We start from the raw sequence: 13,164 nt of genomic DNA, 5'->3' as shown, positions 1-13,164 counted from the left end.
CCGATCCGACAACCGCTCCCCTGCCGGCGACTTCACCTGTCCTGGCCTTGGCACACCCGCTCAACGACCGGAAAGAGCCAAAGTCACCGGTATTGCACCTAGTTCGCTCATGAGAGTGAGGCGCGTCACCATGGGGGTGTGATGTTCCTCCGGCTCGGTTTCGGGCGGGGGCGTTCGAGGCGCGCTCGATGTCCGCGAACTCGAGTGGCCCTCCGGGGTGGTGGCTGGTTTGGGGACCAGTTGGGGACCACACGGTATGCGCGATGGTGAACGGACTGGGTGTTCACTCGCAACCCGCGCCCAAAATTAGTCCGTTATGTCGTGACAATCGCCCTGACCCTTACTCCTGGGGGTCAAGGGGTCGCAGGTTCAAATCCTGTCGTCCCGACTCGTGAGAGTCGCAGATCGAAGGCCGGTTTCGGAGTTTTCCGAAACCGGCCTTCGATCATTCTTGGGGACCGGCGTGCTTGACCGAGGTCCGCGTGCCCTGCCGATCCCGATCGTCAGGGCACGCGGCGCGCGAAGAGCGATGCGCAAGGAGGGTTCCGTCACCTGCCGTCATCACCGACTACGTGACAGAGCCCAGTACAGACCGGGGGCTCCGCCACATCGATGCTGCGGCGGAGCCCCCGGCAGGGCGGTTTACTTCTTCTGCCAGCCGATCAGCTCGGGCGCGCCCATGTTGCCGTAGTTGCCGTAGAACTGGGCAGCCCCGTAGTTGGCGAGACCCTTCTTGACGGCCCAGATGGTGGAGCCGTTGTGGGTCGGCATGATGCCGTAGGTCTCCATGGCCTTCAGCTCGGCCTTGTTGCCGGCGTCGAGCTGCTCGTCCAAGGTCGGCAGGTTGGTGACGGCCTTGACCTCCTTGTCCAGGCTCTTCGGCACCGAGCGGGAGACGTTGAGAGTGGAGTCGGAGCAGTACATCTGGCAGAGGAAGAGCATTCCGTTCGGGTCGCTCGAAATGAAGCCCATGCCGAAGATGTCGAAGGCGCGCTCGGTGAACACCTTGTTGAAGTCGGCGGAGGGGTGCGCCTCGATGTTCAGCTTGACGCCGATGTCCTTCATCATCTGGGCGAGAGCAGTGGCACGGGCCTTGACGGTGGAGCTGTCACCGATGGTGGGGAAGGTCAGTTCCAGCTTCTCGCTGCCCTTGGCACGCACACCGTCCGAGCCGGCCTTCCAGCCCGCGGCGTCCAGACCCTTCTTCGCCGTGGCGGCGTCGAACTTCACGAGCTTACCGAAGTTGTCCTGGTACCCCTTCTGGAAGGGGAAGAGACTGAAGGATCCAGGCAGGGGCTCGGTGTAGCCAAGCCCCTGGAACGTGATCTTCGCGAGCTGAGAACGGTCGATTCCCTCCATCAGAGCCTTGCGCACCGCCGGGTCCTTCAACTGCGGCGAGGTGCTGTTGAAGACCAGGAGGTTGTTGGAGGTGGTCGTGCCGCGGCGAAGCTCGGTTCCCTTCACCGACTTCACCTGGTTGAGCTCCTCGGCATTGGTTGCCTGCACCGCGTCGATCTGGCCGTTCTTGAAGGCGTTGATACTGGCGCTGGACTCCATCTGCACGAAGGTGAACTCGTCCAGATGCGGCTTGGCACCCCACCACTTGGGGTTGGGCTTGTAGGAGACGGTGCCGCCCTTGGCGTCGAACTTGGCGATGGTGTAAGGGCCGGCACCCCACTCCGGGTGGGGGTTGTTCACGTAAGCCTTGTTGAAGTCCTTGGCCTTGGCGATGTGCGGGTTGAGGACCGAGTTGAAGAGGGACTTCCAGTACACGAACGGGCCGTCGAAGGTGACGATCGCCTGCTTGGCGTCCTTGCCCTTCTTGACCGAGGCGATGCTGGAGTAGCCGTCGGTGGAGCTGACGTCGTACTCCTTGTCCTTCCCGTTGAGCGCGTTCCAGGTGTCCCGGAACGACGTCCAGTCGATGTCCTGGCCGTCGTTCCACTTGGCCTTCGGGTTGATGTCGTACGTGACCTCAGTGTTGCCGTCCACCGTCGTCTGCTTGACGTCGGTGAGGTAGTCCTCGTTGTAGGTGACGTTGCCCTTCGGGTCGTTGAAGGACATCTGCGGCTGGTAGTACCAGGAGATCTTCGATGTGTACAGCGATGCGTTGCCGTGCAGGGTGTTGAGCTGATCGGGAATCTCCACGATGGGAAGCGTCAGCTTGCCCCCCTCCTGCAGGTTGCTCGCAGGCTGGGGGTTGTACGAGGTCAGCACCTCGTTCTCCGAGGTGGCGCCCTTGGACTTCTTCTGCCCGGAGTTGTCGGTGTCAGCACTGCTGCACCCGGAAAGGACGAGGGAAGCGGCGGCGGCGATCGCCAACCCGCTCAGAGGAATTCTTCTCATGACAGCCTTTCAGCTTATTAGTTGTCGACAGACGTGGTCGTGCCCGCGAAATGACATGCGTCGCGGTGGTCGGGGTCTCCCCTCCCGGTGAGCTCCGGAGTGACCCCGCGACATTGCTTCTTCTGCGGCTCCGACAGCGTCAAGTGGAGCGGACACCTGGTGACGAACCGGCAACCCGGCTGATCGTCGGTCGGACTGGGAAGGTCGCCCTTGAGCAGGACTCGTTCCCGGGTGCGTTCCGCGACCGGATCGGGGAGGGGAATCGCGGAGAGGAGCGCCTTGGTGTAAGGGTGCCTGGGGTCGTCGAAGACGGAGTCGGTGGCGCCGATCTCGACGATCCGCCCCAGGTACATCACCGCCACGCGGTCGGAGATGTGGCACACCACCGACAGGTCGTGGGCGACGAAGAGGTAGGACAGGCCCAGCTCGGCCTTGAGGTCGTTGAGCAGGTTGATGACGCCGGCCTGCACCGAGACATCGAGAGCCGAGACCGGCTCGTCGAGAACCAGCAGCCGCGGCTTCGTGGCGAGTGCCCGGGCGATGCCGATGCGCTGCCGCTGTCCGCCGGAAAAGGCCGCGGGGAAGCGGTCGCGGTGCTCGGGGTCGAGTCCGACCAGCTCCATGAGCTCCGCCACCTGGGTGCCGAGCACCTTTTTGTCGCGTTCACCGACCGCGCGGAGGGGTTCTGCGAGGATGTCGAAGACCGTCATGCGGGGATCCAGTGCCCCCATGGGGTCCTGGAACACCATCTGCATGTTGCGGCGGACGGAGCTGATGTCCTGCTTCCGCTTCAGGTCCGCCGTGTCCTGGCCGCAGATGGCGATGCTGCCCTGCTCGGGCGGCTTCAGCCCCATGATCTCCAGCAGTGTGGTGGTCTTGCCGCACCCCGACTCGCCGACGAGTCCGAGCGTCTCTCCCTCGCGGATGTCCAGGTCGATGCCGTTGACGGCGAAGACGTTGCCCACCTTGCGTTTGAGCAGCCCACCCTTGGTGAGCGGGAAGGTCTTGGTGATACCGGAGACTTCCAGGACCTGAGGTCGGTCCTCGCGGGGAGTGTCCGGGGCGCGGTTTTCCCTGAGGGCCGGGACGGGGTAGATCGGCTCGCCGCCGATGGCGCCGTCGTCGATCTCCGCGGCACGCCGGCAGGCGACCGAGTGTTCGTCGCCGGTGTCGCCCTCGGCGATCGCCAGCAGGGGCGGTTCGGCCTCCCGGCAGGCGTCCTGTACCACGGGGCAACGCGCCGCGAAGGGGCAGGCGTCGGGAAGGTCCACCAGGAGCGGCGGAGTGCCCGGGACCGGCGTCAGGGCGTCCCTGTCGCGGTCGTCCAGGCGGGGAATCGCACCCATCAGGCCGATGGTGTACGGCATGCGCGGTCGCGAGAAGAGCTCGTCCACCCCGGCCCGCTCGACCGGCCGGCCGGCGTACATCACCATGACGTCGTCGGCCGAGCCGGCCACCACCCCGAGGTCGTGGGTGATCATGATGACCGCGGCCCCGGTCTCGCGCTGGGCGGTCTTGAGGACATCGAGGATCTGCGCCTGCACGGTGACGTCGAGAGCGGTCGTCGGCTCGTCGGCGATGATCAGGTCGGGGTCGTTCGCGATCGCCATGGCGATGACCGCCCGCTGCCGCATACCGCCAGAGAACTCGTGCGGGAACCCCTTGGCGCGGCGGTCGGGGTTGGGGATGCCGACCAGGTCCAGCAGTTCCACGGCCCGCTTCCAGGCGGCCGCGGACGAGATGTCCTGATGGATCTGGAGGGTCTCGACGATCTGGGCTCCGATGCTGAAGATCGGAGTGAGCGACGAGAGCGGGTCCTGGAAGATCATGCCGATGCGCTGACCGCGCACCTTCGACATCCGCCGGTCGTCGAGGTCGAGGAGGTTCTTCCCGCCGAGCGAGACCTCACCGGTGACCGCGGCGTAGTCGGGCAGCAGGCCCATGATGGCCATGGACGTGACGGACTTGCCCGACCCCGATTCGCCCACGATGCCCAGGGTTTTGCCGCGGTGCAGGTCGAAGGAGACGCCGCGGACGGCTTCCACCCGGCCTGCTTCCGACGGGAAGGCCACCTTGAGGTCACGCACGGACAGCAGGGGCTGCTGGGTGTCGGGCTTGGTCGTGACAGCGCGCTGCTCGATCATGCGCGGCCTCCAGACTGCGAGGTGGGGTCAAGGGCGTCCCGCAGACCGTCGCCGATGAGCGCCATCGCCACGGTGAGCAGCACCACCATGGCTGCGGGCAGGTAGAACAGCCAGGGAGCGGTGGACAGGGTGCCCTGCCCGTCGGCGAGCATCGAACCCAGCGACACGTCGGGCTGCTTGACGCCGAAACCGATGAAGGAGAGCGCCGTCTCGGACTGCACGGTCGAGGCGACACCGAGGGTGAACGTCACGATGAGCAAGGACCCGATGTTCGGCACCAGGTGGCGGACGACGGTGCGCATCGGGCTGACGCCCATGAAGCGGGCCGCCATCACGTACTCGCGCTCCCGCAGGGAGGTGGCCAGGGACCAGATCACCCGGGCCGTGAGCATCCAGCCGAACAGTGTGAGGACCACGACCAGAACCTGCCACTCGCCGCGGTAGTGCGTACCGACCAGGGCGATGATGAGGAACGAGGGCAGGATGAGCAGGAAGTGCACAAGACCGAGCATCGCCCGCTCGACCTTGCCGCCGAAGTAGGCGGCGGTGGTGCCGAACAGTCCGGCTATCGCGGTGGTCAGCAGCGACACCACCACGGCGATGATCAGCGATCTGCCGAGGCCGTGCACGAGCTGGGCGTAGACGTCGTTTCCCGCGCCGTTGGTGCCCAGCAGGTGGCCGTCGACTCCGGGGGCGACGGAGAGCGCGGCGAAGTCCGCCTCCATGTGGTCCCAGCGGGTCAGGTACCGGCCGAACAGCGAGAACAGTACGAGGAGGACGAAGAGGACCAGACCGCCGAGCGCCGCCTTGTTGCGCGCGAAGCGCCGCATGTAGAGCTTGGACGGGGAGAGACGCCCCCCACCGGGGCCGGTCTTCCCGGGTTCCTGCGCTTCAGCCGTGTCGGGGCGCGCCTCTTCGGCGGCGGGTCCGGCACCGGGCATGTTGATGGCCACGTCAGCTCACCCTGATCCTGGGGTCGAGTGCCACGACGACGAGGTCGGCCAGAATCGCACCGATGGCCGTCATGAGGGCACCGAAGGCCGCGACGGCGACGACGCCGTGCACGTCGTTCGTGCTGATGGTTTTGGTGAAGTACTCACCCATTCCGTGCCAGGCGAAGACCGTCTCCGTGATCACCGCGCCGGTGAACAGCGCCGGCATTGCGAACGCGACCTGAGTGGCGACGGGAATGATGGAGGTCCGCAGCCCGTGCCGGTAGATGGCCTGCTTCCGCGTCAACCCCTTGGCCCGTGCGGTACGGACGTAGTCGGAGTTGATCTGATCCAGCAGCAGCGAGCGCTGCAACAGGTGGTATCCGGCGTAGGAGATGAACGTGAGCGAGATCGTGGGCAGGATCGCGTGCATCGCTCTGGACCCGAAGACCGACCAGAACCCGGAGACGTCGGGGCTCTGCGCTCCGGCGACAGGCAGCAGCGTGCTGCCCAGGGCCTGGTTCAGCGCGATGGCCGCGAGTACCACCCCAAGGGAGGCCACCGCGGAGGGCGTGTTGAAGGAGAGTACGGAGATCCCCTGCCACAGCCGGTCGGCGGCCTTGTACTGGCGCGACGCGGTGTAGACGCCCAGCCCGACTCCGATGATGATGGACAGGATCGTCGCGCCCAGGACCAGCTGGCCGCTGACGAAAATCCGGTAGGCGACCTGGTCGTTGACGCTGCCTCCGGTCGGCGACTGGCCCCAATCGAAGCGAGTCACGACCTGAGATATCCAGTGCCACCACCGATCCATGATCGGTTTGTCTGGATTGAGGTTGTATAGCGCCAGCGAATGGTTGATCTGGGCTGGAGTTCGAGGCGGTCGCAACGCGGTGTAGTTCGACGCAGGTTTGAGGAATGCGTTAGCGAGGAAGTACGTAAGATTGGTCGCGATGGCGATCATCAAAAACCAGCCGACTGCTTTGCGGGCGAGGTAACGCAGCACTGGTAGCCGGCCTTTCGTGATGTAGGGCGTATCAGCCCGCAAATCCGGTGAGTGACTGGATGCTTGGCCGCGTTGACCGGGCACCGGGTCGCGAGCGCTCGGACAGACGTGCGGATCCTCAAGGGGGTCAGAAAATGATTGGCGCGAAGCCGTTCCGGTGTGCGAGCCTCAGGTGTGCTGACGGGGTCGCACGGGTAGGCGGAGTGGGAGTGAGCAGTGCGCCGGGCATGAAGCGACAACCTCGCGTGGGAGTAAGCCAATTCAAGGCAGCCGCACGATTCAGCAGCGCCGCTGCTGACGATTTCAACTGCCCATGTGGCACGTCAAGGCTGGTCAGGTCGCGATCCGATTAAGCCGAAGCCGCATATCGGTCATTTTTGGCAAAAAGTTCCCAACGTCGTGGCGGACGTGCGATGAACGATGAGGCTCTGGAGGCTCCAAAAGGTGCAAAACGAGCCTTCGCGCGTATTCGCCTCTTCGTGTGTGATCCAGGACAAGAGCTCTTCTGTGAACTGCCGTTCTGGGAGTGCTGTCAGCGATCGGCCGCACGGGCGGCGTCGACCTTCTGGTACGGGACTGTAAGTCGTTCGGCTCTGTCCCGTCATCGGTAGTAGCGCTGTGTAGTGATCCAGTCGGTGAGCTTGGCGTCGCTGCACTCCGCTGGGGCCAGTGGCTGAGCGAACCCGTCTGTGAGGCGGGCGAGTTCGGTCATCTCAGGGCCGGCTGCGGTGAGTTCCCGCAGTAGTGCGGTGTCCTGGTCGCGCGCTGCCGACTGCGCATGGATGAGAGGCTTCGGACGGCGGGTCCTGGGCCTCTGTGTGGGCGCCCCCCGATAAGTAAGGGTAACCTTACTTGCGTAGGTGTGATCGTTTCCTTATGGACCCGGGGTGAGGTATGGCGGGCCGGTTTTCGGTTGCTTCCGCGCGGGGGTTCGCGGACCTGGAGGGGCAGTACCGCGCGTTCTACGCGGCCATCGCGGAGCGGCGGGAGCTCGGGGGCGGTGCGGTGGTGCACGAGGTGCGACCCGAGGCGGGGGACGGCAGCATCACGGTGTACGGGTTGCTCGAAGGGGCCACGCTCACCCTGTACGACGTGATGTTCCACGACGAACTGGTCCTCGACTTCGACCTCGGTGGTGAGTACTTCGAGTTGGAGTACTGCGTCGACGGTCTGATGCTGCTCGAAGAGGCGGGTACGGGGGCGTCCGTCTTCGGGGCGGGGCAGCTGTCCATCTCGCACGCCCGGGCCTCGGCCGGGCGGCTGACGCGGCCGGCCGGGCAGCGCTACCGGGGGGTGTCGATCGCGGCCGAGCGGTCGGCGACCGCCGCGTTCTTCGGGAGCGTCGGGGTCGGGGCCTGGCAGGAGAGCGTGGAGGGGATGCCGGTTGCCGAGCGGGACGCGCACTATCTCGGGCGCCAGGCCCCGCCCGAACTGGCCGCCGCCTTCGGGGACCTGTTCCTGTGCACGCTGCCCGTACGGTTCCGGGCGCTCTACTACGAGGCGAAGGTCATGGAGATCCTCGCCCGGATCGTCTCGCGCGACGACGCTCCATGCGAACCCGCTCAACTGCCGCTCGCGGAGTACGAGATCGAGCGCATCCGAACGGTGCCGGCGCTGTTGATGGAGAACCTGCACGAGCAGCACACCGGTGAATCCCTCGCCCGTGCCCTGCGAATGAACCCCAAGCGGCTCAGCCACGGGTTCAAGCAGCTCTACGGCGACACGATCTTCAGCCATCACCGCAACGAGTGCCTGCGCCGGGCCTCGCTGCTGCTCGTGGAGACCGATCTCAGCGTGGCCGCGATCGCGCTGCGGGTCGGTTACTCCAGTCCCAGCAACTTCTGCTACGCCTTCAAGAAGCGGTTCGGCCGGACCCCGCGGCAGTATCGCGTGGGCCGGGTCGGGGCCGGGGCTGGTAACGGCACTGGGACCGGGGCCCGGGGAGTGGACGCGGCGTAGCGCGCGGTACTGCCGCGGGGCCCGCCGCGGGTGTAAGGGGTGCCGCGAGCGTTCGCTCCGCATTTCGGGGGACCTCACTCCGTACGAATTTCGCTTTCGTCCGTTTCAGCATGGGGCGTGGCCGTCGCCACGCCCGGCTCGAAAGGACATCGTGAACGTCTCCCCGATACGCGCCTGCACCGCGCTCGCCGTCGGTGCGGCTCTGCTGCTCAGCGGTTGTACGGCCCCAGCGGAACCTGCCGCCGGGCGCACCGGCGCGGCGGCGCCGTCCGGTCACTACCCCGTCACCCTCGACGTCGTCGACGACGCGGGCAGGAAACTCACCCAGACTGTCGAGAAGAGCCCGGGGCGGGTGGTGGTCATCGGGCAGGCCCTTGCCGAGCTGATGATCGAGTTCGGTCTGGAGGACCGGATCGTGGGCGTCGGCTATCTCGACAACTCGTACTCGGCGTACGCAGACCGGATCGAGAAGTTGCCGAAGATCTCCGACCAGTTGCCCTCCAAGGAGGCGATCCTCGCACGCCGGCCCGACCTCGTGCTGACCATGTCGTTCGCGCTGAAGCCCGACAAGATCGGCGAGGTCCCGTTCTGGAACGCCCGGGGCGTGGAGGTGCTGCCCGCCGTCAACTACACCGTGGGCCGGGATCTGGACAGCTATTACGAGGACGTGCGTCACGTCGGCGAGGTCTTCGACGTGAGAAAGCGGACCGGGGCGTACATCGCGGAGCAGAAGGCCAGGATCGCCGCCATCGCGAGGACGGCGAAGAAGGCGGGGAACGCGCCCAGGGTGCTGCTGGTCGCCAGCGGCGGGCGGGACACGTACGACTACTACTCGCCCTCGCTCGGTCTCGTCGACGAGATGGTGAACGGGGCGGGCGGCACGTACATGGAGCTGACCCGGGACACCTACGCGCAGCTCTCGCTCGAATCGATCATCGCGGCGAACCCGGACAAGATCATCGTGACGGAGTTCCAGCAGTCCGACGGGGAGAAGTCCCGGAACCGGCTGCTGCGTGACCCCCGGCTGAAGAACGTGACCGCGATCAGGAACGGCGACGTGATGATCGCCGACTACACGACCTCGATCCGTGGTTCGCTGGCGCTCGCGGACCTCTGCGAGGAGATCGCGGTGTTCGTGCACCCCGACCTCTACCCCGACGCATGAACGGGCCCGGTACGCGCATGAACGGGCCCGGTACGCATGTGTCCGGCCGTGAGTCCGGTGCGGTGAACGGTGGCGACACGGTACGGGAGCGACGGCGCGCAGGACTTCGGAGTGTGCCGCTCCCCGCCCTGCTGGTCGTCCTCGGGCTCGCGCTGGGGGTCTCGGTCGTGGCGTCGGTCTCGCTCGGGCAGGTCGGCATCCCGATGGGGGAGTCGTTCCGGATCCTGTCCGCGAAACTGACCGGGACCGGCGCGGGCGGCGATCCGATGGCCGTGGACGTGGTCTGGAACATCCGCTTCCCGCGGGTGCTGCTGGCCGCCGTGGTCGGGACCGGGCTCGCGCTCTGCGGGACGGTCATGCAGGCGGCGTTGCAGAACCCGCTCGCGGACCCGTTCGTCCTCGGCATCTCCTCCGGTGCCTCGCTCGGCGCGACCTTCGCCCTCCTCGTGGGATTCGGGGCGGCCGGGGTGCTCGGCGGGACCGGCGGGTTCGGCCTCCCGTTCTGGGCGTTCCTCGGAGCGCTCGGAGCGGCGGCGCTCGTCCTCGGCGCAGGGAGCATCGGTTCGCGCACGTCGCCGGTCAAGCTCATCCTCGCCGGGACCGCGGTCAACGCCCTGTGCGGTGCCGCCTCCAGCGCGCTCGTCTACTTCGCCAACAGCGCCGAGGGCATCCGTTCGGTCACCTTCTGGACCATGGGCAGCCTCGCCTCCGCGGCGTGGGACTCCCTGCCGGTCGTCTCCGGGGTCGTCCTGGCCGCCACGGCCTTCTTCCTCTTCCAGGGCAGAGTCATGAACTCGATGCTGGTCGGGGACGAGGCCGCCGTCACGCTGGGCATCAACCCCGCGCTGTTCCGGCGCGTGTACCTGGTCGTCGCCGCCCTGGCCACGGGCGTGCTCGTCGCCTGCTGCGGAATCATCGGCTTCGTGGGCCTGATCGTGCCGCACATCGCGCGCAGCGCCGTAGGCCCCGATCACCGCAGGCTGCTGCCGGTCACCGTGCTGTGCGGAGCCTTCTTCCTCGTCTGGGCGGACGTCGTCGCCCGGGTCGCCGTCCCGAACGCCGAACTGCCGATCGGCATCGTCACCTCGGTCCTCGGCGCCCCACTGTTCATGTACATGCTCATCCGAAAGGAGTACGGCTTTGGTGGCGCGTGACGCGGGGGCAACCGCCGCCCCGGGACGGCGGTCCGCCCGGGGCCGGGACGGCGCCCCGGCGCCGGGGGCCGGACTGCGCGCGGAGCACCTGTCGGTGCGGCTCAACGGAACCCCGGTCGTCCATGATCTGTCCCTGCGGGTCGCCGCCGGTGCCTTCGTGGGGGTCGTCGGTCCGAACGGCTGCGGCAAGTCCACGTTCCTCAGGAGCGTCTACAAGGCCGTCCGGCCGCACTCCGGGACGGTGACGCTGGGGGAGCTGGACGTCCTGGCGAGCCGACCGGGCGCGGTCTTCACCGAACTCGCCGTCGTCGCCCAGTTCAACGAGCTGAACTTCGACTTCACCGTCGCTGAGATGGTCGCGATGGGCCGCACACCGCACAAACGCCTGCTGGAGACCACCGGCTCGCACGACCGCGCGATCGTCGCGGACGCGCTGCGCCGGGTCCGGATGGACGGGTACGTCGACCGCACCTACCAGTCGCTCTCCGGGGGCGAGAAGCAGCGCGTCGTTCTCGCGCGGGCCCTCGCCCAGGAGCCCGGCTTCCTCATTCTCGACGAGCCGACCAACCACCTGGACATCAAGCACCAGTTGCAGATCCTCTCCCTCGTCGGACAGCTCGGCATCGGGGTGCTGGCGGCCCTGCACGACCTGACGATGGCGGCCCGCTACTGCGACGAGCTGTACGTCCTCAAGGACGGTTCCGTGGTGACCCACGGACCGCCCGAGGAGATCCTCACGCCCGAACTCGTCCGCGAGGTCTACGAGGTGGAGTGCGAGACGTACCGGAACCCGGTGACGGGGGAACTCGCCCTCGCCTACCTCGACGGCCCCCGGCGCCGACGGCCCCCGCGCGAGGAGCGCCCGTGAGGACACGTCACCGGATGCCCCTCGTCATCTCCTGCCTCGCCACCTTCCTGATGCTCGCCTACACCACGATCGTGACGGTCGCCATCCCCGCCGTCGCCGACGGGCTGCACACCGATTTCGCCGCGCTGCAATGGGTGGTCGACGTGTACACCCTCGCGCTCGCGGCGCTCCTCGTCGTGGCCGGCGCGATCGGGGACGTCAGCGGCCGACGCCGGGTCTTCGTCGCCGGGTTCGTCATCTTCACGCTCTCCTCGCTGGCCTGCGGACTTGCTCCGGACGTCGTGGCCCTGATCGCGTTCCGCGGTGTCCAGGGCGTCGGCGGGGCGGCGATGTTCGCGACCACGCTCCCGCTCATCCGTACCTCGTACAGCGGTCGGGAACAGCAACGGGCCTTCGCGGTCTGGGGTGCGGTGGCCGGGCTCGCGGCGGCGGTGGGCAATGTGTCGGGTGGGCTGCTGGCCGAGGCGCTGGGGTGGCGGTCGATCTTCCTCCTGGCCGTTCCACCGGGCGCGCTCGGCGTGGTTCTGGCCGTGCGCTTCCTCCCCCGCGACCCGGAACGCGACGGCGCCCGCCGCGTGGATGCCGCGGGCGCCGTGCTGCTCGGTGGCGGGCTCGCGGCCCTGGTGGTCGCCGCGCTGCTGTTCGGCGAGCACGGGACGGGGCCGGGGCCGTTGACGGCGGTGCTGGTCGCCTGCGCGTGCGGTGTCGCCTTCGCCGGGTGCGAACGCCGCGTGCCCGACCCGCTCGTCGATCTGGCACTGTTCCGCCACCCCCGCTTCCTCGCCGTGGTCGCGGTGGCGTTCGGCTACTACTTCGCCGCGTTCGGACCGTTGACCGTGCTGTCGGCCTGGTTCCAGGACGCCGCCGGGCTCGACGCCGTACGGACGTCCCTGCTGCTCTCCGTGCAGCCCGTCGTCTTCTTCGCCGTCTCGGCGCTGTGCGGAGCCGCCCTCCAGCGTGCCCCGCTGTGGCTGTCGCTCGGCGTCGGCACCGGGCTCTGCGCCGTCGGCTGCTTGAGCTTCCTCCTGCTCGGTCTCGTGTACACGCCGGCCGCGCTGGTGCCGTCGCTGGTGCTGACCGGAGTGGGCGCGGGCATGGTCTCCCCGGTGCTGGCGTCGGCTGCCATGCGGGACGCCGACCCGGCCCGGGCGGGAGTGGCGTCCGCCCTGTCCAACACCGCCCGGCAGGTGGGCCTGGCGGTGGGGGTCGCGGTGTGCGGCGGGCTGTTCGTCGGGCTCACGGACCCGGACCGGGCCGCGTACACCCGGACGCTCGGCGAGGTCGCCACGGTCGCGGTGACGGTGGGCCTCGCCACCGCGGCCCTCGCGGTCGTGCTGCTGCGGCGGCAGAGTGCCCGGGAACGAGCGGCCGACGTCGGGCCCGCCGTGGCCGGCGAGTGCGGTGGGTCCGCTGCGATGGAATAAGACCCACCCCGGAAGCCTGACAGTTCCGCAAACGGGTCCTGCCGGACGACATGACGCGACAGACCCATCCCCACGGCCTTCGTGCTGAGCGTGGTGTGTTCCTCGGTCGGATCACCTGCTCAGCCGAAGGCCGCCCACATGCATGGCAGTTACGGGTCCGATCGAG

Annotated in this window: 9 protein-coding genes; 5 read left to right on the top strand and 4 right to left on the bottom strand. The window is 67.6% G+C overall.

From position 1 onward, the window contains the following. Positions 1-642 precede the first annotated feature (642 nt). From ACIHCL_RS26335 to ACIHCL_RS26320, 4 genes are read right to left on the bottom strand one after another with little or no spacing between them, the layout of a single operon-like run. Positions 643-2,346 carry an ABC transporter family substrate-binding protein gene (locus ACIHCL_RS26335; RefSeq protein WP_399865443.1) on the bottom strand — a complete coding sequence of 568 codons (1,704 nt, stop codon included), beginning with the start codon at positions 2,344-2,346 and terminating at the stop codon, positions 643-645. A gap of 17 nt (positions 2,347-2,363) precedes the next feature. Continuing rightward, a complete protein-coding gene (locus ACIHCL_RS26330) occupies positions 2,364-4,490 on the bottom strand; it encodes a dipeptide ABC transporter ATP-binding protein (protein ID WP_399865441.1) in 2,127 nt (708 codons plus the stop codon). Next, entirely contained in the window at positions 4,487-5,443 is a 957-nt protein-coding gene (locus ACIHCL_RS26325) for an ABC transporter permease (RefSeq protein WP_399865439.1), read from the bottom strand. Before ACIHCL_RS26325 ends, ACIHCL_RS26330 begins: the two co-directional genes overlap by 4 nt. A 1-nt stretch (position 5,444) precedes the next feature. After that, entirely contained in the window at positions 5,445-6,203 is a 759-nt protein-coding gene (locus ACIHCL_RS26320) for an ABC transporter permease (RefSeq protein ID WP_399865437.1), read from the bottom strand. A 1,119-nt stretch (positions 6,204-7,322) separates the two neighbouring features. On the opposite strand from ACIHCL_RS26320, the gene ACIHCL_RS26315 reads away from it, so the two are divergent. From ACIHCL_RS26315 to ACIHCL_RS26295, 5 genes are all read left to right on the top strand, one after another. Then, positions 7,323-8,387 (top strand): helix-turn-helix transcriptional regulator, encoded by a 1,065-nt coding sequence (locus ACIHCL_RS26315; RefSeq protein WP_399865435.1) that lies wholly within the window; start codon positions 7,323-7,325, stop codon positions 8,385-8,387. Between the two features lie 151 nt (positions 8,388-8,538). Then, positions 8,539-9,552 carry an ABC transporter substrate-binding protein gene (locus tag ACIHCL_RS26310; RefSeq protein ID WP_399865433.1) on the top strand — a complete coding sequence of 338 codons (1,014 nt, stop codon included), beginning with the start codon at positions 8,539-8,541 and terminating at the stop codon, positions 9,550-9,552. Between the two features lie 113 nt (positions 9,553-9,665). Further along, on the top strand, positions 9,666-10,706 hold the full coding sequence (locus tag ACIHCL_RS26305; protein ID WP_399865431.1) for a FecCD family ABC transporter permease: 1,041 nt from the start codon (positions 9,666-9,668) through the stop codon (positions 10,704-10,706). After that, complete coding sequence (locus ACIHCL_RS26300) at positions 10,696-11,574, top strand: ABC transporter ATP-binding protein (protein WP_399865429.1); 879 nt, start codon at positions 10,696-10,698, stop codon at positions 11,572-11,574. The genes ACIHCL_RS26305 and ACIHCL_RS26300 overlap by 11 nt, the downstream gene beginning before the upstream one ends. Then, complete coding sequence (locus tag ACIHCL_RS26295; protein ID WP_399865427.1) at positions 11,571-12,998, top strand: MFS transporter; 1,428 nt, start codon at positions 11,571-11,573, stop codon at positions 12,996-12,998. The genes ACIHCL_RS26300 and ACIHCL_RS26295 overlap by 4 nt, the downstream gene beginning before the upstream one ends. Positions 12,999-13,164: the final 166 nt, after the last annotated feature.

The organism is Streptomyces sp. NPDC052042, assembly GCF_044548345.1.
GTDB lineage: Bacteria > Actinomycetota > Actinomycetes > Streptomycetales > Streptomycetaceae > Streptomyces.
This window is presented reverse-complemented; position numbering and strand designations above follow the sequence as displayed.

What these genes read in the sequence shown, in the direction of transcription:
- ACIHCL_RS26335 (WP_399865443.1), bottom strand. Translation starts at nt 2,346, where the DNA reads ATGAGAAGAATTCCTCTGAGCGGGTTGGCGATCGCCGCCGCCGCTTCC.
- ACIHCL_RS26330 (WP_399865441.1), bottom strand. Translation starts at nt 4,490, where the DNA reads ATGATCGAGCAGCGCGCTGTCACGACCAAGCCCGACACCCAGCAGCCC.
- ACIHCL_RS26315 (WP_399865435.1), top strand. Translation starts at nt 7,323, where the DNA reads ATGGCGGGCCGGTTTTCGGTTGCTTCCGCGCGGGGGTTCGCGGACCTG.